18 protein-coding genes and 1 pseudogene are annotated in these 22,993 nt (G+C 39.8%); 6 read left to right on the top strand and 13 right to left on the bottom strand.

What is annotated here, in order from left to right:
- Nucleotides 1-94: 94 nt before the first annotated feature.
- The 10 genes from B4U84_RS25285 to B4U84_RS25240 form a co-directional block, all read right to left on the bottom strand.
- Nucleotides 95-1,057: a hypothetical protein gene (locus B4U84_RS25285; protein ID WP_131120921.1), complete on the bottom strand. Its 963-nt coding sequence runs from the start codon at nucleotides 1,055-1,057 to the stop codon at nucleotides 95-97.
- Between the two features lie 121 nt (nucleotides 1,058-1,178).
- Nucleotides 1,179-4,214 (bottom strand): N,N-dimethylformamidase beta subunit family domain-containing protein, encoded by a 3,036-nt coding sequence (locus B4U84_RS25280; RefSeq protein ID WP_131120920.1) that lies wholly within the window; start codon nucleotides 4,212-4,214, stop codon nucleotides 1,179-1,181.
- Between the two features lie 193 nt (nucleotides 4,215-4,407).
- The gene (locus tag B4U84_RS25275; protein ID WP_131120919.1) at nucleotides 4,408-5,391 is read right to left on the bottom strand and encodes a methionyl-tRNA formyltransferase; all 984 of its coding nucleotides are present in this window, start codon (nucleotides 5,389-5,391) and stop codon (nucleotides 4,408-4,410) included.
- Nucleotides 5,392-5,902: 511 nt separating this feature from the next.
- Entirely contained in the window at nucleotides 5,903-6,913 is a 1,011-nt protein-coding gene (locus B4U84_RS25270; RefSeq protein ID WP_131120918.1) for a hypothetical protein, read from the bottom strand.
- Nucleotides 6,913-8,022, bottom strand: a complete 1,110-nt coding sequence (locus tag B4U84_RS25265; RefSeq protein WP_131120917.1) for a DegT/DnrJ/EryC1/StrS family aminotransferase — start codon at nucleotides 8,020-8,022, stop codon at nucleotides 6,913-6,915. The genes B4U84_RS25270 and B4U84_RS25265 overlap by 1 nt, the downstream gene beginning before the upstream one ends.
- Entirely contained in the window at nucleotides 8,019-9,062 is a 1,044-nt protein-coding gene (locus tag B4U84_RS25260) for a Gfo/Idh/MocA family protein (RefSeq protein WP_017312032.1), read from the bottom strand. The genes B4U84_RS25265 and B4U84_RS25260 overlap by 4 nt, the downstream gene beginning before the upstream one ends.
- Nucleotides 9,063-9,194: 132 nt before the next feature.
- Nucleotides 9,195-9,707 carry an acyltransferase gene (locus B4U84_RS25255; RefSeq protein ID WP_131120916.1) on the bottom strand — a complete coding sequence of 171 codons (513 nt, stop codon included), beginning with the start codon at nucleotides 9,705-9,707 and terminating at the stop codon, nucleotides 9,195-9,197.
- A gap of 24 nt (nucleotides 9,708-9,731) precedes the next feature.
- The gene (locus tag B4U84_RS25250; protein ID WP_131120915.1) at nucleotides 9,732-11,018 is read right to left on the bottom strand and encodes an ABC transporter ATP-binding protein; all 1,287 of its coding nucleotides are present in this window, start codon (nucleotides 11,016-11,018) and stop codon (nucleotides 9,732-9,734) included.
- 15 nt (nucleotides 11,019-11,033) lie between these two features.
- On the bottom strand, nucleotides 11,034-11,876 hold the full coding sequence (locus B4U84_RS25245; protein ID WP_017312035.1) for an ABC transporter permease: 843 nt from the start codon (nucleotides 11,874-11,876) through the stop codon (nucleotides 11,034-11,036).
- A 555-nt stretch (nucleotides 11,877-12,431) separates the two neighbouring features.
- On the bottom strand, nucleotides 12,432-13,754 hold the full coding sequence (locus B4U84_RS25240) for a glycosyltransferase family 4 protein (protein ID WP_131120914.1): 1,323 nt from the start codon (nucleotides 13,752-13,754) through the stop codon (nucleotides 12,432-12,434).
- Between the two features lie 2,165 nt (nucleotides 13,755-15,919).
- Between B4U84_RS25240 and B4U84_RS25235 the strand changes: the two genes are divergently transcribed.
- On the top strand, nucleotides 15,920-18,085 hold the full coding sequence (locus B4U84_RS25235; RefSeq protein WP_017312038.1) for a GumC family protein: 2,166 nt from the start codon (nucleotides 15,920-15,922) through the stop codon (nucleotides 18,083-18,085).
- A gap of 208 nt (nucleotides 18,086-18,293) precedes the next feature.
- Here B4U84_RS25235 and B4U84_RS25230 read toward each other — a convergent pair whose 3' ends face one another.
- Nucleotides 18,294-19,313: an aldo/keto reductase gene (locus B4U84_RS25230; protein WP_131120913.1), complete on the bottom strand. Its 1,020-nt coding sequence runs from the start codon at nucleotides 19,311-19,313 to the stop codon at nucleotides 18,294-18,296.
- An 84-nt stretch (nucleotides 19,314-19,397) separates the two neighbouring features.
- On the bottom strand, nucleotides 19,398-19,739 hold the full coding sequence (gene petJ, locus B4U84_RS25225; protein WP_017312041.1) for a cytochrome c6 PetJ: 342 nt from the start codon (nucleotides 19,737-19,739) through the stop codon (nucleotides 19,398-19,400).
- Nucleotides 19,740-19,874: 135 nt separating this feature from the next.
- Between petJ and B4U84_RS25220 the strand changes: the two genes are divergently transcribed.
- The 5 genes and pseudogenes from B4U84_RS25220 to B4U84_RS25210 form a co-directional block, all read left to right on the top strand.
- Nucleotides 19,875-20,663: a hypothetical protein gene (locus tag B4U84_RS25220; RefSeq protein WP_017312042.1), complete on the top strand. Its 789-nt coding sequence runs from the start codon at nucleotides 19,875-19,877 to the stop codon at nucleotides 20,661-20,663.
- A gap of 211 nt (nucleotides 20,664-20,874) precedes the next feature.
- The gene (locus B4U84_RS31270; RefSeq protein WP_207390990.1) at nucleotides 20,875-21,369 is read left to right on the top strand and encodes a helix-turn-helix domain-containing protein; all 495 of its coding nucleotides are present in this window, start codon (nucleotides 20,875-20,877) and stop codon (nucleotides 21,367-21,369) included.
- Nucleotides 21,370-21,380: 11 nt separating this feature from the next.
- A complete protein-coding gene (locus B4U84_RS31265; protein WP_196797805.1) occupies nucleotides 21,381-21,764 on the top strand; it encodes a hypothetical protein in 384 nt (127 codons plus the stop codon).
- The gene (locus B4U84_RS32165) at nucleotides 21,649-21,933 is read left to right on the top strand and encodes a transposase (protein WP_510650811.1); all 285 of its coding nucleotides are present in this window, start codon (nucleotides 21,649-21,651) and stop codon (nucleotides 21,931-21,933) included. Before B4U84_RS31265 ends, B4U84_RS32165 begins: the two co-directional genes overlap by 116 nt.
- A 71-nt stretch (nucleotides 21,934-22,004) precedes the next feature.
- Nucleotides 22,005-22,463 (top strand): annotated as a pseudogene (locus tag B4U84_RS25210) (transposase); the annotation flags it as partial.
- A 192-nt stretch (nucleotides 22,464-22,655) separates the two neighbouring features.
- On the opposite strand, the gene B4U84_RS25205 reads toward B4U84_RS25210, so the two are convergent.
- Nucleotides 22,656-22,838 (bottom strand): YqaE/Pmp3 family membrane protein, encoded by a 183-nt coding sequence (locus B4U84_RS25205; protein WP_017312043.1) that lies wholly within the window; start codon nucleotides 22,836-22,838, stop codon nucleotides 22,656-22,658.
- Between the last annotated feature and the right edge of the window lie 155 nt (nucleotides 22,839-22,993).

Genomic DNA, 22,993 nt, shown 5'->3' with positions numbered 1-22,993 from the left:
GAATTATGCGAACGTATGTATAAATGCTAGGAAAAAGAGACTTACAACCGTACTCAAACAATCTATTTTTAGACTAAATTTTGATCAATTTGTACTAGACAGAGAACGCAAATTTCTCGAATGGAAACTCTCTTACTAGTCCCATCTTGCCGCTTCTGGTGTCTACCGTAAATAGGGCATTATTTTTTCCACCCTTATCAGTAGTCAGCGCATACAATTGACCAGAGGAAGAGAAATTCAAGTCTTTAAGATCGTTGATTATAGGGCTTCCTTCAAAGTTCAGTGGAGTCAGTCTCTGAATTTTAACCTTGCCAGTAACTGTGGCTTTTTCCTGCAAGTTCATCAAGATTAAAACGGGGATACCATCTGGACCAGTCTCGGTTGCGAAAATATTTCCCTTCGGATCTTGGCATAGGTTAGCAAATCGATAGTTAGGCGGCAATGGGGGTAGAGCCAGATCATCACCAGAAAGAATTTTACCACTTCTGGAATCTATTGTTCTAAAAGTAAAAGGTGGGATACCCTCAGTTCCAACTAGGCACAAAAGTTGATCTTTGGGAAGACTTAACAAGCTTTCAATAGTCTGATTGGCTGCCTCTAAATCCAGAACTTTTTTCGCTCTGAATTGAGGATTTCTAGCACCTCCAACAGTATAAATAAGATGGTTAAAATAACCATTCCTAGTACTAGAAACTGTAGAAATTACTAAATTTCCATCTCCAGGTGCTGTTAATTTGGTAACACGATCAGAGTCACCAGTAAAGAAGGCACGAGATTTTTTTCGTACAGACGATGGATTGTCCACAGACTGAACTGGTACATTGCTTCTAGAAACAACCCTTCCCGTCTCCATTTCGCTAGTACCTAATTCCACTGGCGGAGTTTGGTCTTCCCGGTTGAGAGCCTTGGCTGTATTAGGAAGGTTTACTCCATAAAGAACCTCTTCACTCTTTCCATTATTTTGAGCAACCGCCTTACTAGAGATATCGGCAACAATAGTGGAAGTCAAACCGGCAGCGGCCAGTTGGGTAAATTGTCGGCGTTTTAATGGTGTCACGATACATACTCCTTGTGGGATACTTTTAAGAAATACGAGCTATAAAGCTTATAAAATATTCAGCAAAATAGCTCGTGTTTCTTCCATTCATTGCGGTTAGTGGACTGCCCGTCGGGCGCTTTTAAGGAACAATGAGGTTTGCATTTGGCGTTTGAGGTCTAGCTCCCATGTCTGCCAAAATATTGACAGTTATTTGCTTGACTCGAATATCTTCCCTAGCTGGACTAACATCATCACTGTCTAGCCCCCATGCCCACTGATTAGTGCCAGAAGCAAAAACTTTAGCTCCACTACTGGCTGTGTAGCGAACTGAGTGAGCCTTGGTAAAGTCCTGGTTAGCAGGAAGAGTTTGTTCGTTTGGTGGTTCGTCGAAGGTTGGCAATAAGGCAGCAGGTACAACTGTTGACTGAGACAAGGTGACTAGACCCGCAGGAGCAGACCCGTTGCTAACCTTAAAATCCCATTCATAGCCCACTAAAAGCTCTAGCTGATCTCCATTCTGGAGTCCCGTGTTTGCATAGTAAGGATCGTTGCTGTTGGTGACGATGTAGTTATAACCTCCATAGAGGTTTGAGGTGTCGCTACCGTACATGATTCCTAGCAAGGCGTTTTCCGGTCGTTGGTTCTGGACACTGCGGAATTTATTAGTGGCTGCTGATGCTCCTTGCTGCTGGACAACTGGATCTGATGCCCAATCTTGTTTGTAGCACGCCATCACCCGGTTTGGTTGCACTTGTCCAGCAGCAGAAGTAGAATTTTCAAACCTCACTCGCCAGTAGCAAGTATTGGCAGAGAAAAATCCCAAGTTAACCCCAGCAGTGCGGCCAGCCTCGACGGCATCACGCATTTCTTTAGACCAGTACTCATCGTGGCCTACAGACAGGAATACTTTGTGTTTGTTGGGATTAAGCAATGTTTGACCATTGGCGTGAATCTGCATGTTGTCGGTGTAGGTGACATTATAAGCTTGAGATTCTAGCCAGCGCACCATATTGTATTCCCATCGCAGGGGTGTATCGAACTCGTAGGACTCTTGCTTGCTTGCCTGGGAAAAGGGTCGGTCATAGGAAACTTTGAAAGCCCGCTGACCGCCAATACTGTTAAAGTTGTACAAGCTATAGCCTCCAGTCGTGCTATACGCTAGGACACAAGAAACGGCACTCTGGAACAAGACATCGGCAGTGCTGCTATCATCTCGGACGACAAACCACACATGCGCCACTTTGCTACTTGCTTGGTCGGTCAGCTTGGCAACATAAATACCGCTAGTCCAGTTATTGCCTACTTGCAAGACGTAGGAAGTTGTCCAGTTACACTCAACCAAACGGGTATTAGAGTCTAGGGTACATTCTGGTTGGACTGTGCCATTGAGCGAACCGCTGCTGGCCATCAACCTTCCTCCTGTGCCACCATAGTAGCCCAGACGGTAGACGTCGATGGTAAACTGTCCAGCTTGTCCAAGAGAAACTTTAATGTCCAGCGACCCACCTTTGTTGACACTGGTTGCTGAGGCATAACCTGCGATTTCACCACTGGCTCGGTTGACAAGCTTCCAGTTAGTTGTGCCAGTATTCAGATTTTCCAAATAGATGGGATTGGGGTTCGCCGGAGTTGCTGAAGCGGAGAAGGTGGTACTGCCGATGCCCACTGCCGTCGCGGTTACTACTACCCCTCCAGGGGCGGTGGGTACTGGCCCTAATGTCAAAGTCGTACTTGCTTGACCGCTAGCATTTGTGACTGCACTGGTGGGCGAGACTGACCCCCCGCCACTGGTAACGGCAAAGTTCACCGTGACGCCTGATTGGGGATTGTTTTGAGCATTTACGACTCGTACAACTAGGGGATTGGGTAAAGTCGCTCCTGTCGCACCACTTTGATTGTCTCCACTGACTTTAATTAAATTACTACCGACGACAAAGGTGATATCGCGATAATAGTTACTATTTTGGTAAGAATTAGTTGGGAAAGAATTCGGGTTGACGTTGTACACTCCATTGTTGCCGTCAGCGACTGAGCTAAGATCACCATTGACAATGGAACTTCCCAATCCATTATAAGTTATGGCATAATAAGCGTTAGCGTTCACGGAAACTACGTAGGTCGTGTTAGCTTGAATGCTCACTGGCGTTTCTAGCAACTGCTCTTGCCAGCCAGAAGCAGTCTCATTAACAAAAGTTACGCTTGCCAGGAGAGTTCCCGTCGCCGTCCAGATTTTGCCAACATGACTTCCCGTTTCGCTAGAGGCTTTCCAGAAGCGAACGCCATAGATTTGTCCCCCTCTGGCACTGCGGAACTTCATGCCCAACTCGTAGGGGACGTTATCAGTCAAATTCGCATTACTTGGGGTTTGAGTCGTGAAAATCTTTTGGCTGCTCACTGAAGGGTTGGCAGTAGCAGTAAAGGTTACGCTACCAACGCCGGTTGCTGTAGCACTGACAGTATTAGTTACAGGACTGCTTGCCCCAGTAGCAGTTCCCAGCGTTAAAGTGGTACTAGCCTGACCGCTAGCATTAGTTACTGCACTTGCTGGCGAAACTGACCCCCCGCCAGCGGTAACGGCAAAATTCACCGTCACTCCAGATTGAGGATTACCAGCACTGTCTTTGACCTGAACAACTAAGGGGTTAGGCAAAGTTGCACCTGTCGCACCACTCTGATTGTCACCACCGGTCTTTGTAATCGTCGGTAGGGAGACAACTACAAAGTTGATGTCACGAAAATAATTCGTATTCCGGTAAGAATTGCTTGGGAAGGCTCCTGAAGTTCCATTAAACACCCCATTGTTACCATCTGCCACTGAACTTAAATCCCCATTGGTTATGGAGTTAGCCAGTTGATCATTGGTGAAGACATAATGAGTGTTGACGTTGACACTGACTACATAGGTTGTGTTAGCTTGAATGTTAACTGGCGTACTGAGAGCTTGTTCCTGCCAGCCAGAAGCAGTCTCATTAGAAAAAGTCACGCTTGCTAGGAGAGTTCCCGTCGCTGTCCACAGCCTACCAGTATGAGTTCCTGTCTCGCTAGCAGCTTTCCAAAACCGAAGGGTGGTAATTTGTCCCCCTGCGGCGCTGCGAAATTTCATGCCTAGTTCGTAGGGAACATTATCGGTGAAATTAGCAACGCTTGGGGATTGATTGGTAAAGAGGGTAGTCATAGCTATTATGAAATTTCTAGGATTAGAAGTAACTTACCTAGTGGTTTGTCCTATTAATATATGAGGGTTATAGATCCCCGACTTCTTAAATAAAAATCAGGCATCTAAACACCCGCGATTCATCAACATTAATGTGATGAACCACTAGTTAAGAATATTGAACACTGATTTTCGATCTAGCTTGAATACGCAATTATTTTACATAGGCTCCTTTTAATTTTGTAATTTCTTGTTCCAAAATTTGAATACGATTTAGTAATTCAGACTTACTTAAACCTAAAGTGCTTTTGACAGACTTAATAACATTTGCAGCTGATGTTCTTTCTTCGCCTTCCCATTGCACTTCCAAAATTCTGAGAACACCATCACCAGTCAGAACATCGACATAACCTTCTGATTTTGATTTACCAATAATTCGACCAGGAATACGTCCGACATATGTAGAGGGATTATCTACTGGAGCGGCTTGCCAAATTAATAATTTTTTCCCTTGAAAGTAAGTATAAGCACCAGGAAAAGGAGAGACTAATGCTCGAATAAAACAGTCTATTTGTCTAGTAGATTTTGACCAATTAATTTCACCGTCTTCTGGCAAACGAGTACAACAATAAGTAGCTTCAGAGTTGTTTTGTGGTACACCTTCATAGCCATGTAAGGCTTTGACAACTGTTTCTCCTAGATACTGGCGTTGAATTTCATTGAGGCTGTTATATATATCAGCTACGGTATTATCTAAGTGAATCGGAATTGTTTGTTGAAATAAAATATTCCCCTCATCTAATTCCGGCGAAATTTTATGAATAGTGATTGCTGCACAAGGTTCATCATTGATAATTGCCCAATTAACATTGGCACGACCCCGATATTGAGGCAAAGGCGAATAATGAACATTGATAAAAGTAGACAATTTAATTAATTCTGGTGGTAGAATTTTGTTATATGAAGAAACTACTACACAATCTGGCTGCAATTTTAAAATTAAAGATTTAATGTCTGACAGTGAAGTATCTATAAATATAGGAATATTGAACTGTTGCCCTAAGTTAACAACTGGGTCATCTGTTTCAGATTTAGGATCTATATTTCTGACTATCCCTTGCACCTTGCAACTGGGAATTAAAGATTCCAAAGCCGTGAAAGTTGTCGGTCCCAAACCGATTAAGAATACATTAGTCATTTACCTATTTGTCCAGGGCTATTTTATTCTCATCCTGCCCGCCTCAGAATCAATTCTGAGGCTAATGGCAAAACTCGGTTAAAACCGACTGTTTAGTAGTAATTTAGTCCGTAACGAACTTAAACTATGCAGCTTTATAAGTAGTTAGGCAAAATTAAATTTATTGGTAGAGGTCACCCGATTTTAGATTTTGGATTTACCTCTGCTTGTAAAGCAGAAGCTTAGAGGCTTGAATTTTTTTGTTCTCTTCTCCTTAAACGGAGAGGCTTGTAGACGCGGAGCGGCGGGCGTGTAGGTAACCGTTTTTTTTTGATTCTAGATTTAGATTTAATCCAAAATCCAAAATCTAAAATCCACGCATTGTCTCGGTTAGGGAATAGGGAACGGACAATAGGGAACAGGAAGAGAATGTGTAATTAATTATGCTTGAGTACTTATATGGTTGTGAAAACCTGATAATTGCTTATTATTCACTAAATTTAAGTACTGATGCAAGATCAGTAATTAAAATTTACACAAGTTGTACAAATTCAAGAGGTTCCTGATTTAACTCTGAAAATTGTTGTCGCCAAATAACTTCAGCAGCTTTTAATCCTCCAGTTTGCAGGCGAATGATTGGTTCTGCTCCCACTCCTGATGGCAAGATAGCCATGTGTCCTGGTTTTGGCTCAATTTCTGGCCATACAGGTACGTTATAGGATGAAAAAGCAGGACGCTCAATATCTCCCCAGTATTGAGCTACCACCACCCCTGGCCAATACTTGGCAATCATAGCTGCATCTTTTCCAGATAGTACTGGCTCTTGTTGTGGTTGCAGAGCCACCAAGACAGCATCGTAGATTTTGTCTCTAGGGGCTGCTGTGAGACTATCAACTGTGTCTACAGTCGCACCAGCGTTTATCAACCCACTTTCTATAAACGAACTGAAAGGGTTGTCACACAACAATAAGATGTTAGTTGCGTAAACAGCAATACCAGCATCTAGTAACAGTTTAACTGCCATAATACCTAGAAAGGAGAAAACATCTACTGCTGGATGTCGTTCATTGACACCTACAACCTGGATACCGCGTTGACGACAGATATTAAGATCCACATCCTCTGGTCGAAATTCCCACGCCTCGTACATTAAGCCAATGACTGCGGTGGGTTTTATCCACCCAATCATTTGGGCATCGATAGGGCGCACATGTCCGCTGTTGGTAATAATGTCTGCTTGGGCGACAACATCTTTTGTTTTCTCGCTGAAAAATTCGATGCGATCGCTCACCCCTGCAATTTCCGCTAGATAGTTTGTATTTTTTATGACAGCATCTACACTGCCATAACGACTACTACGGGTAATTGCAAACACTTTTTCTGCCCCTGCCATAGCTGCCAATACAGGTGTAACTACGTAGGCTCCAGTCGCAGCTTCTGTCAGTACCTTAAGGTTCTCAAGTTGCAGGTTGCAACGCTTTATTGACTGTTCCATCAGGGTGACGAGGCGTTGGGAGTTCAAACCAGGACGGATGTCGTTCATTAAACTGTAACTCCCTGAAGAATACTCTGGAGAGTTGCAACAATGGTATGAACCTGGGCTGTGGTCAGTTCAGCATACATGGGTAGTGAAAGTTCTTCCCTAGCTGCTAGTTCTGAATGAGGAAAATCTCCAGGTTTATAGCCTAAATCTGCGTAAGCTGCTTGTAGGTGTACAGGAATAGGGTAATGAATGCCTGTTTGAATACCCTGGGCGTTGAGTTGTTGTTGCAGTTTTTCTCGTTGAGAGCTACGTACTGCATAAACGTGGTATACATGGTAACTGTAGGGCATCACAGTAGGAGTAGTAATACCAGAATCTGTCAGCAGATGATCATACGCTGCTGCGTGTGTCCTGCGTGCTTCTGTCCACTGATCTAAGTAGCGTAATTTGACCCGTAAAATCGCACCTTGTACCCCATCCATGCGGTAGTTATAACCCTTGAGAACATGATGATATTTGCTTTCCTGTCCCCAATCACGCAACATACGCATTGTTTTTGCATATTCGGGATTATTAGTGACGACTGCGCCACCTTCACCATATGCACCTAAATTTTTTCCAGGGTAAAAGCTAAAACAACCTATATCCCCAATACTACCTACTCGTTGTCCTTTGTATTCAGCGCGGTGAGCTTGGGCAGCATCTTCAATCACAGTCAAACCATGACGCCGAGCAATTTCCATAATTGGGTTCATGTCTGCTGGTTGTCCATACAAATGAACTGGCAGAATGGCTTTAGTCTTGGGTGTGATGGCTTGTTCAATTTTGGTGACATCGATGGTGTAGGAAACGGGGTCAATGTCTACAAATACTGGTGTTGCTCCTGTGTACACAATTGCCGCAACCGTCGCCACAAAAGTGAAAGGTGTAGTAATGACTTCGTCACCAGGACCAACGCCAGCTGCCAGTAATGCTAAGTGCAAGGCGCTGGTTCCTGTATTTAAGGCTATACCGTAATCGGCATTACAATAGTCAGCAAATTCTTGCTCAAAAGCTGTGACTTCACTACCCAAAATAAATTGGGTACTTTCCAATACCTTAAGGACAGCAGTATTAATCTCTTCTTTAATACTTAGGTACTGGGCTTTTAAATCTACAAATGGAATCATACTGCTACCTGTGCTGAATTCAGTTCGACTAATTGACCATGCTGCTTCATAGACTGGGTAGCAGCTTCCAAAATACTTACTACTTGCAGTCCGGCTTGACCATCGGTAATGGGGCGATCGCCTTTTTCAATACAATTAATAAAGTGCAATCCTTCTGTCCGTAGTGCTTCTGTCATATCTAAATGAGGAGACCACATATCTCCTGTGCGATAACCAATCAACATTTGATAGACATTTTCCGCAGAGTTATTGCCATTGACTGTTATTCCTTTGTCGTAGATTTTGACTTTTTCGCTCGGTTCTAAGTCATCATAAACAATCATGCGTTGGCTACCACCAATCAGTGTGCGGCGTACTTTCACTGGTGCTAACCAGTTGACATGAATGTGAGCTATTAAGTTACTTTCAAAGAACAAGGTCAAATAGGCAATATTTTCCGGTTCTCCAGGAACATGACTCATGCCCGTGGCCGAAACGGCATAAGGTTGAGATGGCAATACATAGTTCATAATTGAAAGGTCGTGAACTGCCAAATCCCAAATAACATTGACATCATGTTGGAAGAGTCCCAAGTTGACGCGCACAGAATCATAGTAATAAATGTCACCAATACTATTAGTAACTACCAGATCCCGCATTTTACGTACCGCACCTGTATAAACAAAGGTGTGATCCACCATTAAGACTAGGTTACGTTTTTCTGCTTCTTCAATTAACCGCAGGGCTTGTTCTGAAGAGACAGTCATTGGTTTCTCTACCAATACGTGCTTGCCAGCCTGTAATGCAGCCAAAGCTAAGTCGAAGTGGGTAGAGACAGGCGTGGCGATCGCGACAGCATCTATTTTGGGGTCGTTAAATATATCGCGGCAGTCTGTTGTAATGTCAATTTTGGGGTATCTTGCTTGTACCCTTGCCAGCAGTTCTGGTTTAAAATCGCTGACTGTTTTTACTTGTGTTCCTGGAATTTCCGCAAAGTTTCTGACCAGATTCGGACCCCAGTATCCGTAACCGATTACACCGATATTAATGTTGTTACCCATTTTTGTCTTATAGGTTTTTGTTAATGAACTTTTGGACTATATATAAATGCAATACCTCTAATTTTTGAATTAGGGGGTACAGGTGCGTTGATATTTCATGGGTTTTCTAATTTTGGTATTACTGCTGATTGATTAGCTAGAAATAGTGGCTGTGATTTGTGTATTTTGGTTGCGATCGCGTACATCACCTATGACACGAGCAGGTACTCCTGCAACAATTGCATAATTAGGGACATCACGAGTCACTACTGCTCCCGCACCAACGATGGCTTTTTCTCCGACGGTTACACCTGCGAGAATGGTGGCATTGCTACCAATAGATGCACAGCGTTTGACTCTTGTCTCTACAACATCCCAGTCATCATCTATTTGTAAACTACCATCTTCATTTGTGGCACGGGGATAAAGGTCATTAGTAAACATCACACCATGACCAATAAATACCTCATCTTCCAGGATGACACCTTCACAAAGAAAACTATGGGACGAAATTTTACACCGATTGCCTACGGTGACATTTTTCTGGATTTCGACAAAGGTGCCTATTTTAGTGTCATCCCCAATGATGCAGTTGTACAAGTTGACAAGTTGGGGATGAAAAATTTTCACATTATTACCCAACTTGACATCATTATTTATTGGCATTATTTATCCCCTCTAATTAATTGATTAATATTTTTCTCCAGTTTTCCAAACCGCATCTTCTAAGTAAGTACATTCATCAGCTTGCCATTGATATTCTGGACGTTCGTACTTATGCATGGTGATTTCAAAGGGGCAAATTTCCCTCAAATTTTCTAGCAGAGTCTCGCTACGGCGTTCGGAAAACCATGTTGTTAAGGTGTACGAACCCATGTAGAGTCTCAATTTTGGTATTTCACATCGTAGAATAAAAGTCCCAGTTTCTCGACGAAAGGGAGCTTCGGGATCACAAAACCAGAAAATACAAATAGGTTGTTGTAAGGCGCTTAGTATCTGAAAAGAGAACCACAGACTTTCATGGGGTTTGGTGATGTTTAGAGCAAACTCAAACGTAATCGCTTCTCCCCAAGCATGAATTCCTTCTCCTTCGGAAGCATGTACCCGCGCCCAAGCTACATAATTGCCTGTTTTGTTTGTAGGAGCTTGGTAATAGCCAGGTTGTTCGGAATCTTCTTTTTGCCCTGTAAGATATAACTGCACCGCTTTGCTAGTATTACCATCAAACTGGATGTTGCCTTTAGAAAGCAATATGCAACGTTTAGTGAGTTGGGCAATAGCTTGCATACTGTGGCTCACAAACAAAACTGTACGACCTTCTTTGGTGGCGACATCTCCCATTTTCCCTAAGCATTTCTTTTGAAATGCAGAATCGCCGACTGCTAAAACTTCATCTACAATTAAAATTTCTGGCTCTAAGTGAGCAGCAACGGAAAAAGCAAGGCGCACATACATTCCAGAAGAATAGCGCTTGACTGGTGTATCTAAAAACTTTTCTACTTCCGCAAAAGCAACTATTTCATCAAACTTTTTCTTAATCTCAACTCTACTCATCCCCAAAACAGAACCGTTGAGGAAGATGTTCTCTCGTCCTGTAAGTTCAGGATGAAATCCCGTTCCTACTTCTAGGAGGCTTGCTACCCTACCTTTGATAGTAATACGTCCCTCTGTTGGTTCGGTAATACGGCTGAGAACTTTTAAGAGTGTTGATTTTCCGGCTCCGTTGCGTCCAATCACACCAATAGCTTCACCCTGCTTAATTTCAAAAGAAACGTCTTTTAATGCCCAAAATTCTTCACGGGTAGGGTTAGATATTTTTTTGGGATTTGGCTTAATCAAGCTCTTTGTCAGAGATTTAGCTCCATCAGCAATTACATCTCGTAGAGCCTTGTAACGGTAACGATTAGAGTTGTCTTGCTGGTGTGCAATAATAAATTTTTTACCCAGATTTTCTACGCGAATCATAGTATCAGACATCTGCTCTACTCCTTCTTAAATTACGTCAGCAAACGTCCGTTCCATTTTGCGGAAGTACCAAATGCCAGTTACTAGTAACAAGGCAACTAATCCGACAGACAGTGTAAATCCAGGTAAGTAAATTTGTGAATTTCCGCCTAAAATTGCCCAGCGAAAGCCATCTATTACACCCACCATTGGATTTAATGAGTAAAGTAATCGCCACTGCGACGGTACAACACTACTGCTAAAGCCCACAGGCGAGATATACAAGCCAAACTGCACAATAAACGGTACTATGTAGCGAAAATCGCGATATTCAACATTCAATGCTGCTAACCACAAACCCACTCCAATTGATGCTGCAAAGGCAATCAAGATAAATACTGGTAGAGTTAATATTCGCCAATTTGGAACAAAGTTATACCATGCCATTAATCCTAACAGTATCATGCCGGAGATCATGAAATCTACAAAGCTGACAACTACTGCACTAATTGGTACTATCAAACGGGGAAAATATACTTTAGAAACTAAGTTGGCATTGTTAATTAAACTATTACTACTCTCACTCAAGGCATTGGCAAAAAATTGCCAGGGGAGCATCGCAGAAAATACTAAAATTGGATAGGGCGCTCCCTCTGAAGGCAATTTAGCTAAATTTCCGAATACTACGGTAAAAACAACCATCGTTAAAAATGGTCGGATCAATGCCCAGGCTATGCCGATCGCAGTTTGTTTGTAACGCACCAAAATATCTCGCCAAGCAAGAAAATATAATAGCTCCCGGTAGCGCCAAATGTCTTTCCAATATTGACGTTCTGTGCGTCCAGCCTCAATCACTAATTCTTGATTAGAGGCGATTTCTTGACTACTCATAATTACTTTTTGTGTTGTTAATACAACTGATACTTTTGACTGACGCTCTTGATAAAGCAGCTATATTTTGGACAGTATATAGGTCTTTAGTTTTGAATGTTTTCGATTATGAACGATCGCACCTTCTCTACAATTCGGCCTCCAAATAGTAGTTAGAAGGTTACGTTGGAGGGACTGAGATCAAAAGACCATCGAAGCCCAACTCCTAAATAAATAGCAACCTATGTATTTTTAAATAAATTTAGTTTTCCTAATGATGAGACAAAAAAGGTATTTAACTACAAAATAGGAAGCTGTGTTTTTATACGTATTATTTTTTATTCTTTGTCATCAAACATAGTCAATTACCGTAAAATAAATCTTTTAAAAATCATACATTATCAAGGTTAATATATGATTTTTTTCATTCAATATTATGAGAAAAATACAAAGTTCAAATACAAGATATTAAATATATCCATAAATTTTTTTGGTTGTCTAATTTGCATTTGAACAAAGTATGTACTTATTAAAAAACTGCTACTAATTAACGCTTGATTTCTAGTTTCATTGCTCCTAACTAATACTCCGCAGCAATACATCTAAATATTGTCGAGATATAATCTCTGGCGTGTAGTGCGATCGCATATACTGACGACCAGCCTTACCCATACGCTTTGCTAATTCCCGATCTTGACTCAGCAGGCGAATAAACTCAGCCAAACCACGACTATCTCCATTTTCAAAGGTGTCACCACAATTGGCTTGTGTAATCATTTGTCTCAGGTATGAATACTCGGAACAAATAACTGCAACTGGTCGGCCAGTCGCCAAGGCTGGATAAAGTTTACTAGGAGCGACCAAACTTTCCATACCCCCATTAACGCTGACAAGAGATAAGTCACCAGCTGTGAGAGAGTAGGGCAATATTTCTTTGTCTTGATAAGGTAAAAATACAAAATTTTTTTGCAGTCCTAAGCGATTCACTTCTTTAATAACTTCTTCTTGTTTTGCTCCACTACCAATAAACACAAACTGAATCGGTTCATCTTGCAGTAGTTTTGCAGCCTCCAAGATAGTATCCATATCGTGACAACGACCCATGTTACCGGAGTAGAGGACAGTAAACTTATTTACTAAGTTATGCTTCCATGCAAACCAGTTTTCTTGTTTGGCTATGGGTACAATTAAATCAGGATCTCCCCAACTGTGAATTACAAAAACCTTATCTTCTACCTGTGGACAAATAGCAGTCACTCGCATTTTCATTGCAGGGCTGAGAACTATGATTGCTTTGGCTTGTTGCCAAACTAACTTATTTAGTTTTCGCCACAGCTTTGCTACCCAATGATCTTTTGAGATGACATTCAGAGCGATCGCGATATCTGGATAAAGGTCATAGAGTATGCACACATAGGGAAGTTTAAACCAGGTATGAGCAAGATATCCTAGAATTGGCAAAAATGGTGGTGCTGTGGTCAATAATAATAAGTTGAAACGACGACCGTTTTTTAGTAAATGGAGTGCAGCACGCAGAGTAAATAGAACTCCATTGACTGCTTTACCTCGAATTCGTCCTGGCCATAGTTGAGCAGTGCGCGATCGCTGTACTAGCACTTTACCTAGGTGCTGGACTGATGGTGCATGAGAAGATTTAAAAGCATATCCTGGTTGACTTGTAAAAACTTCTATGTCTACCCCAAGATATCCCAATTGTCTGGTGAGTTCTTCTAACAATTGCCCTGTAGCAGCGTAATCTGGCGGAAAAAACTGAGTCATGACCGACAATTGGATCTTTTTTCCAGTTTTTAGCAACTGCTCTCTTTTAGCTTCTGAATTATCTGAATCAGTAGAGCTAGATAGAGACAATTTCTGATTAATCCATTTACTGAGTGTCATCGGCTATATCCTGTACAAATACTTTTCTAGACGCTGTTTTTAATAAAAAAAGTCAGTAAAATACACATTACTTAAAAAACATCTTGAATATCTCAGTATTGAATACAACACAAATTAAAGTAAACACTTTTTGTTAGATGTCTGAAAAACACTTAGTTCTAAGTTAAACGCAGTAATTTATTTCTGAGAAAATATACAAGCATTTCTCCGTGGATTTGATTATATAGTTGTTTCGACGTCAAAGTAATATATTTCGCATAAAATACAAGTATTTTCATATAAGTTTCAAGGAATCTTTAAAAAGTAAATTAATTGCATAATTTTCGGTGAATAGACGAACAAAACTGAGACGAATAATATTGTGTGTCAACGAACATCGCCATACAAAAATATTTCAATGGTAGGTGTTTGTTAAACAGACACAAAATCTACAACGTCAAATCATAAGATCACTGATAAACCCTCACTCACTCAGCATTATCTAAATTTTTAAACATAGAAATATCTCTCCGTGTTTAAATACATGTTTAATACACAAACTGTAACTCTAACAAAATACAAATTAGCGTCATCGGTTTTATGCAGTATCAAAGGATGTATCTAAAAAATGGCGCTGAACTTCTTTCAGTCAGTAATAGGGTATTTTGGACAACTAGTTGTATGTTTTGATACTAAGCTAGTTGAAAGTTATTTATCAGTGGAGGTTTTTTGAAACTATAGATTATCAATTGTTTAATTTTATACTGCATCCCAAAACAAAGGTAATTTGATTACATGAATTGGCCTGCACAGTATTAATCGTATAGAAAAACACAACATGTAAAAACAAAACTACTCAAGTATCAACTTTTTAATATGATGTTGTTATTTGTTTAGTTGATGCATTTATACAACATTACTTATAAGCCATGGCAATATAGCTTTTTAAGGAAGCTGCATCTTTTACTTATTTTACCCAAAGCTACTGGGATGCCAAACCCATGAGGGGTGTAGAGGAAATTCGCTCCGTTGCGGCAATCGGTAATGGAAAACCAATTATCTATTACCTATTACCTATGACCAAATTCCTGGTCTTCTGATGGGCGAGGGATCTTAACTGTAAATTTTGGAGAACACACACACTGCTTTATATTTTACATAATTAAAAATCATTATTTTGGTGGTTTTTTGTCATAACATCAATCTGCATGAGTATATTAGCATGTTTCAAATTTATTCTTGTGTTGAGACTTTGAAGACAATATGTTAGTCTTATATTAAAAAGAATACATGTAATAAAAAATACAGTGTTTGTTTTTATGTCAAGTATCCTGTTTGCAAAGCAGTCTCTAAATTGCTCTGTCAAAAGAACTTAAATTTAATGCAAAAAAATCAACGAAATATTGTTGTATAAATAATGACTATTTTCCATCAAATAATTAAAGTAAACGTGATTAAATTTACTTTTATATCAGGTAAGACGTTAATATTTCTTTAAAATTAGCACTCTATTAAATAGTTATTTGCTTGACAAGGAAAAAAATATAATTTAGTCCTCTTTTATCACTTTAGTTGTATAAAACTTACTGTCATCATGCTTTCTGGGCATGAAATATAATCTGTCGTTGAGTTTTCTATTTCTATCGGTTTGAAAATAAAGTGGGCGTTGCATAATTACGCAATTATTTTGGAATTTTCATCAACAAGAATTACCGTGTCTCCGTGTCTGAGAGTCAGCCTGAATCATTCCATTCTTGGGCAACACCATAAAATGCTACTCAAAATCACAGCGATTCCAAATGCAGATTGAGTATTTACCAAACTCATAAAACAGGATTGTCTGGCTAAAAATTAGCCTGAAAAATTTGGTATACAGACGGCATAGTATTAGTAAAACAAATCTTTGTTTATTCTTTTCTTACCAAGCTGTATTATCAAGCTGCACATAGTACATCATTAAGCACGATGCATAAAGCTTGAGTAAGGCAGCACATGAATTTATAAACCGATGATATACTTTAGTCACAATTATGTAATGATCGCTATTTGATTAAAGACAAGTATATATACTGTAATAATTAAAAATTATACAAAAATATTACTATAGCTATTTTCTGTGGAATTGCACTTAATTCAAACTTTATGTAGTAAATAGCACCTACATATTTACCAAATCTTTATAAATTATGGATAATCGGTCATATCAACCATCAAGTTCTGACAGAAATCAGAACTTTTTACCGCAACAACTGAGTAACCAATTTCCACCTTTTGCTTTATCCGAAACCCAAGGAGATGATTGGAATTTACGAGATTTTTTAAGTGTTGTAAGGCGACGAGTACTAGTAATAGCCGGAGTAGTAGCTGTTGTGATGACAGCTACAGTGTACTCATCCCTAAATCAAAAGCCTGTGTATGAAAACAGTTTTAGGCTATTAGTCGAGCCTCTTAATAATGAGAACAAGTTGGCAGAACTAGATTCTCAGCAAAATTCTAGTTCATCAAACCCTAGTCTGGATTATGAAAGTCAAATACAGGTTCTCAAAAGCCCAGGACTAATGAAAAATATTGTGATGAAATTGCAAAAAGATTATCCAGACTTTAATTATGATTATTTAGTAAAATCTTTGGTTATTACTCGCCTTGATGAAACAAGGATTATAGAAGTTAGTTATCAGGGTGATGATCCTGTTAAAGTCAAAGCTGTACTGGATGAAATTGCAAAAGCGTACTTAAAATATAGCTTAGAACAGCGCCAAACTAGTCTGCGACAAGGTCTCAAGTTCGTAAAAGAGCAACTGGTAGTCATGCAGAGACGAGTAGATCAGCTACAAAAAGAACAGCAGATCTTCCGACAAAAGTACGATTTTGTTGATCCACAAACACAAGCACAACAAATAGCTACTCAAGCTAATAACTTAGCTCAACAAAGGCAAACTATCAATCAGCAGTTAGCAATAGCTCGTAACAGTTTAGTGAGCTTACAGGGGGAAGAAGGAGAACTGGCTACACTAAATAATGCACAATTGTACCAACAATTACTTGTTCAGTTGCGTGCATTAGAGGTTCAAATAGCTGCCCAGACAACTCGTTTCCAGGAAGAAAACCCTACAATCCAAAATTTGCAAGAAAAACGGGAAAGCCTGTTACCGTTGCTAAGTCAAGAAGCACAACGGTTTATGAATACAAGGCTTGCTGAAGCGATAACACAAGTTCAAGCTTTAGAGGTGCAGAGCCAAGAACTTGCCAAAGCAGAGCAGCAACTTGAAGAAAAGCGTAAGCAGTTGCCCGTCTTAACAAGACAATATACTGAATTACAACGGAAATTACAAGTTGCAACTGACAGTTTAAATCGTTTTCTCAATACTCGCGAAACCTTAGAAATTCAGGTAGCACAAACAGAATTACCTTGGGAATTAATTCAAGCACCAACTTTGCCAGAAAATCCTGCATTAGTAGATATCAAACGTAGTTTAATATCAGGATTTTTGGGTGGTTTAGCTTTGGGAATAGCTTTGGCTTTGTTACTGGAGAAACTAGATAGCACTTATCATAGTGCTCATGTTCTCAAGCAAAAAATTAAAGAGCCTTTATTGGGATCAATACCTTTTGAGAGGCGTTTACAAGGTAGCCAACAGCATACTTCTCTACCAAAAATTTTGGCAAGGACAACACCAAATTCCCTACCAAAGGACATTTCAGAACCTGGCGCGATCGCTGTGCGAGATTCTACTAGCTACAGTACAGGTTTCTTAGAGGCTTTGCGTGTACTGAATACAAATATTCAACTACTCAGTAGCGATCGCCCAATCAGATCTATAGTTATTAGTTCAGCTATGTCAGGAGATGGCAAATCTACAGTTGCATTCCACTTAGCTGAGATAGCCTGTGCAATGGAACAACGAGTTTTACTTGTAGACGCTAATTTGCGCCAACCTGTAATTCATGAGCTAGCAAATCTCAGCAACTTTTGGGGTTTAAGTAATTTAATTACTACAAACTTGCCGATCACAGAAGCAATCCGTCCAGCACCTTTTATGAAGCAACTTTCTATACTGACTTCTGGCCCCATACCACCTGATCCAACAAAGTTGCTCTCATCAGAAAAGATGAAGCGATTGATGGAAGACTTTCAAAATACGTACGATTTAGTAATTTATGATGCTCCTCCCTTGCTTGGGCTAGCTGATGCTAGTTTAATAGCACCCCATACAGATGGCATTTTACTAATAGTAAGGATGGAAAAAACAGACTCTTCCGTATTGAAGCGGGCTTTAGAGAGTTTGAAAACGTCTCGGATGAATGTTTTAGGTGTCGTTAGCAACGATCATAAACAAAATTCAGCCTATTAAACTATCCTTGCGGAAATAGGTGAGAGCATCCGAAAGACTGGATTTACAATTAAACTCCAGGGCGTTGCTGAATCGTGGTATGAATCTAGTGTAGAGACGCGATATATCGCGTCTGGTACAAGGGTTTTGGAATTACCTAAAATCATTTTCATACATGAAGTCAGCAACGCCAACTCTAGTCTTTTTTAGGTTCTAATTTCTGAATTTTCTATTTTCGATATTCATCACCGCAGTCACCGATGAGTTGATACAAATCTCGTGACTTGCCAGATATAACATCTATACTATGTATATCTTCAGCATCAAGGCAAAACCTAAATACCTTGACGTTATCTTCAATATGTTCCGATACCCCAAGTTTGGCACCGACAATTACACCGCCCACAGTCGGCTGATCTAATATATAACGTACTGCAACATTGGAAATACTCACTTGATGCTTATCAGCAATTTGCTTGAGAGTTAAAAGTAATTCTTGAAATAACTTCCAACCGCCCCAAGTATCTATCATGTTTTTGTATTTTCTCAGACTGGCAGTGGAAAGTTGAAAAAGTCCTGGTTCTGCTTGTCCCAAATATTTTTCTGATAGTAAACCACCGCACACAGTACCGTAAGTAAAAAGTTTTATATCATGTTCTTGACAAAAGCGCATCATGTGAATTTCTGGTCGGCGGTCAACTAAAGAAAATTGCACTTGATTAGAAACAATTTTGATCCCTGCATCAATAATAATTTGTAAGTGTTCCGTATCAAAATTAGTTAAAGCCAAATGTTTGATTTTGCCCTCAGCTTGTAATTCAGCCATATACTTGAGGGCGTCTAGGTAATTGGGATCTCGATATTCCCACCAATGAAATTGCATCAAATCTAAGGAACTAACATCCATTCTTCTGAGAGAGATATTAATGTTTTCCTCGACAATTTTTCTGGTCATTTTCCCAGGACGAGGAACCCATTTAGTAAAAGCTTGGATATTAGACAAAGCTTCTTGAGTGCGAGTTGCAATTAGCTGACGTCGAAATTCGCCAATAAAATCTTCTGCTGGCCCGTAATGATCAGCAAGATCCCAAGTGGTGAAGCCTGCATCCATATACTTAAACATACTTTGGATTGCAGCAGTCGGGTTAATACGTCCATGTGCGCCAGATACCTGCCACATTCCGTTTAATATCCGACAGATATTTAAGTCAGGAGTAAATTGCAGACGACTTGATGCGGGTAGAGTCATGCGATTTTGGATTTTGGATTTTAGATTTTGGATTGCTTGGACTTATAGAATCTTGCGAGGAATTATTGTTATTCCTAACTTTTTTTAACGCCAGCCTTTTTCGGCTTGTTGTAAAACATAGACGGCGACATCTTGTATTTCTTGCTCACTAAGACGGTCTTTATAGGCTGACATATTATTTTTACCGTTAGCAACAAGGGAAGAAATAGCTTCTATTGAATCCATACCATATTTTTTTAGTGCTTTAAGCTTTAAGTTTTTACCTCGCCTGATGATATTACTACCGTTGATATGGCAACCAGCGCAATGAACATCAAAGATTTTTGCGCCATTGGTTGTATCTGCGGCTAATGCTGGTTGGCTGAAGCTAATTATCAACACTGTGAAGAGCAACAGTATAAATTTTAGAGTAGTTTTAACACACATATAATACAACTTTAGTTAGTAATTTTCTATCTTAAGGAAGTACTGCTTTAAAATATCTTACGCCACAATCGTAGTGTGACATAGTGATCCTATGAAAATCTATCCAAATTAGTTAATTCTTAAAGTATCTAAAAAATGCCTAACAATATCAAAGAACAAATTAGAACTGATCTTCAACAAGCAAAAGAAACCGGACAGTTGAGAGCAGAGCGAATTCGGGAAATTGTGAAAGCGGCGGTTTCACAAGTAGTTTCTGAATTCCAAGAAGGCTCTACCGAAATTCGTTCCATTGTAAAAGATGCTGTTTCGACTGTTGTTGAAAATTTACAAACTAAAAGCAGTGAGTACAAAGAAAATGTGACAGCTTCAATTGAAGGAGCGCTAGAGGCTGTAAATACGAAAAGACATGAGTCTATTGCTAGAACTCAAGCACAGGTTAAACAGCTAGAAGCTCAATTAGATGAGGAAGAAAATAAAATCCAGCAAGAAGTTGATGGGATTTTAGCAGAGATCAAAGATACTAATAATGTCGATTCGCCGGAAAGCAAGACAGCGATTGATTCTGCTATAGATGCGATCAAGAATAGTGATGAATTAGCTTTATTGAGAAGAAGATATGCTCAACTCCAAGCACAGTTAGCGATTGTCAAAGCTAATTTAGCTGCACGCTATGGTGGACGTTCGGAAGAAGTAAAAAGTTATCTTGATGATGCAAAAAACTGGTTCCAGCAAGCTCGTCCACAGGCAGAAGAAGCAGTTGCTCAAGTGCAACAAAAACATGCTCAGTTGGAAGAAAAGATTGGGGAAGCAGGTAGTTCAATAGCTAAAAAAGAGCGTCAAATTAGACAAATACTTAGAGATTTATTGCTCTCTGGTGCTGATTGGTTAAAAGAAAAAGAACCGGTTGATAAGGTTGGTAAATAATAGACCTCTTGCAAAAATATTTTTACCCCACCCTAACCCTAAGCGTAAACGCTTAGGGAACTAAATCTTCCCCTCGTTCACGGGGGGATTGAGGGGGGATAATTCGACTTTTGCACTTTTGCAAGAGGTCTAATAGATATCGCATTCCTAATACCATTTCTGTATGAAGCTGCGCTAAATTAAAAACAAGTGTGGGTTTGGTTTAAACCTTATGGGTCTGAGATTGGAAGTCGAGATTAAAGAAAGCCAAGAAGAATTGGAAAAAGCAGTAAAAGGTGCGAGGGAGGCAAGCAGCAAAGAGCGATTACAAATGCTCTACTGGCTAAAAAGTGGTCAACTCACAAGTCGCAGTGCGATCGCAAAACGTTTAGGACGCGATGTTGCAACCATAACACGTTGGTTAAGAAAGTATAAAGACGGGGGACGAAGTGGATTGCTATGTGTGAAACATGCGCCTGGTAAAGAGCCTATAGTGAGTGGAGAAAATTTGTCACGTTTGAAACAGCGATTGGAGGAGCCACAAGGATTTCACAGCTATAGTCAGATTCAACAATGGCTTGAGAGCGATCTGGGATTAAAGCTAGCCTACAAAACGGTTTATCAGCTTGTTCGCTATTGTTTGGGTGCCAAACTAAAAGTTCCTCGTCCCAAAAGCCGCAAACAACATCCACAAAGTCAGTCTCACTTTAAAAAAAACTCCCTTTAGCACTCAAATTCTTGCAAGAAGAATTTGGAGAAGGTCAGCGACTGAGATACATGTGCCAGGACGAAACCCGCCTGGGATTAAAGACTATTGCCGGACGTTTAATTACCGCTGCTGGTGTAAAGCCGATAGGTTTGAGTCAGTGGCAACGTGATAATTTTTACTTGTATGGTGTAATTGAACCTTTAAGCGGATATAGTTTTTTCTACGAGTTTTCCCATCTTGACGGGGATTGTTTTCAGAAATTTTTAGAGTTGCTGTCGGCAGAACTGGGCGAAGACGTTGCAGTTGTCCAGTTTGACCAAGGCTCTTTTCACACAGTTAAAACCCGGGAAAAGTCCAGAAAATATTATACCAATTTTCCAACCACCCCACTCTCCAGAATTGAACCCTATTGAGAGGTTTTGGGAGTTCCTTAAGAGCAGACTCCAATGGGAGAATTGTAAAACCCTTGCCCAACTACGTCAGAAATTAACTGAGATACTAGAAACTATTACACCAGAAGTGATTGTTTCTCTCACCTCATACGACTTTATTCTTGAAGCTTTATTTAGCGCAGCTTCATAAAGAATTGGTATCAATATTTCGTCGGCCCACAGATTAATCAAGGGGTATCAAGCCTCCCTATTTTTGAAGGGGACAATGCAAATGAGTCAGGAGATTTAAAAACGCAAGTAGAAGCATATAAAAACTATACCGGTTATTATCCAGAATCCGTTCATGTTGATAAAATTTATCGCACAAGAGAAAACCGAGCTTGGTGTAAAGAAAGAGGTATTAAAATCAGTGCTCCCCCTTTAGGTAGACCTCCAATTGATCTTAGTGAAGAAAAAAAGAAACAAGCTTTGGAATCCGAAAGGATTCGTAATTCTATTGAGGGTAAGTTTGGACAAGCTAAACGAAGATTTAGCCTGGGTAGAGTGATGACAAAGCTTTCTTATACTTCTGAAACTGCAATTGCTATTACTTTTTTAGTAATGAATTTGTCTACTCATCTGTCACGGCTTTTTTATGCTTTTTTATGTCCATTTTTAAAAACTGCGCCTTTTTTACAGTCTGTTATTAGTGAAAATTATATTTGGTCTGACGCCACATAATACAAACTTATCCACGACCCTTGCCTGAATAACTTACTAATCCTTAATAGGCTTTTTCTCGAGTTTTTCAGCAGACCCTACTTATATAATTTATAGAATTAATTATAAAATTAAGCTCAGATTCCCGACTTCTCTGAGAAATCGGGAATCTTGTTTCTAGTATGGCTTAGTAACTAAATATCTTCTCAATAATTAGGATACGGTGTTTAATCTTTCTTCGTATTTGGCAATAGCCCAGACACCGTGAATAGCACCAGGAAGCCAACCAAGAAGAGTGAGAAGAATGTTGATCACTAAAGTTGTACTCACTCCATATGTCAGGAAAATACCAACAGGAGGTAGGAAAAATCCGAGGAGATAACGAAGTAATTTCATGGTGTTTTTACTGCTGTTAGTTGTAAGTTTTTTTGTTTGTGTTTACAATTTTCCGAAATTGACTTAATTTTTCAAATCTTTCTCAGGAATTAATTCAATTCGGATTTGCGATTTTGAGAAATGCGGGGATCGCTCTTTTTTGTTCTACTTAATAC

It is taken from the genome of Westiellopsis prolifica IICB1, assembly GCF_004323185.1.
Lineage (GTDB): Bacteria > Cyanobacteriota > Cyanobacteriia > Cyanobacteriales > Nostocaceae > Pelatocladus > Pelatocladus prolificus_A.
The sequence above is the reverse complement of the archived record's forward strand: the minus strand, read 5'-3'. Positions and strand labels throughout refer to the sequence as shown.

What these genes read in the sequence shown, in the direction of transcription:
- B4U84_RS25280 (WP_131120920.1), bottom strand. Translation starts at nt 4,214, where the DNA reads ATGACTACCCTCTTTACCAATCAATCCCCAAGCGTTGCTAATTTCACC.
- B4U84_RS25275 (WP_131120919.1), bottom strand. Translation starts at nt 5,391, where the DNA reads ATGACTAATGTATTCTTAATCGGTTTGGGACCGACAACTTTCACGGCT.
- B4U84_RS25270 (WP_131120918.1), bottom strand. Translation starts at nt 6,913, where the DNA reads ATGAACGACATCCGTCCTGGTTTGAACTCCCAACGCCTCGTCACCCTG.
- B4U84_RS25265 (WP_131120917.1), bottom strand. Translation starts at nt 8,022, where the DNA reads ATGATTCCATTTGTAGATTTAAAAGCCCAGTACCTAAGTATTAAAGAA.
- B4U84_RS25260 (WP_017312032.1), bottom strand. Translation starts at nt 9,062, where the DNA reads ATGGGTAACAACATTAATATCGGTGTAATCGGTTACGGATACTGGGGT.
- B4U84_RS25255 (WP_131120916.1), bottom strand. Translation starts at nt 9,707, where the DNA reads ATGCCAATAAATAATGATGTCAAGTTGGGTAATAATGTGAAAATTTTT.
- B4U84_RS25250 (WP_131120915.1), bottom strand. Translation starts at nt 11,018, where the DNA reads ATGTCTGATACTATGATTCGCGTAGAAAATCTGGGTAAAAAATTTATT.
- B4U84_RS25245 (WP_017312035.1), bottom strand. Translation starts at nt 11,876, where the DNA reads ATGAGTAGTCAAGAAATCGCCTCTAATCAAGAATTAGTGATTGAGGCT.
- B4U84_RS25240 (WP_131120914.1), bottom strand. Translation starts at nt 13,754, where the DNA reads ATGACACTCAGTAAATGGATTAATCAGAAATTGTCTCTATCTAGCTCT.
- B4U84_RS25235 (WP_017312038.1), top strand. Translation starts at nt 15,920, where the DNA reads ATGGATAATCGGTCATATCAACCATCAAGTTCTGACAGAAATCAGAAC.
- B4U84_RS25230 (WP_131120913.1), bottom strand. Translation starts at nt 19,313, where the DNA reads ATGACTCTACCCGCATCAAGTCGTCTGCAATTTACTCCTGACTTAAAT.
- petJ (WP_017312041.1), bottom strand. Translation starts at nt 19,739, where the DNA reads ATGTGTGTTAAAACTACTCTAAAATTTATACTGTTGCTCTTCACAGTG.
- B4U84_RS25220 (WP_017312042.1), top strand. Translation starts at nt 19,875, where the DNA reads ATGCCTAACAATATCAAAGAACAAATTAGAACTGATCTTCAACAAGCA.
- B4U84_RS31270 (WP_207390990.1), top strand. Translation starts at nt 20,875, where the DNA reads ATGGGTCTGAGATTGGAAGTCGAGATTAAAGAAAGCCAAGAAGAATTG.
- B4U84_RS25205 (WP_017312043.1), bottom strand. Translation starts at nt 22,838, where the DNA reads ATGAAATTACTTCGTTATCTCCTCGGATTTTTCCTACCTCCTGTTGGT.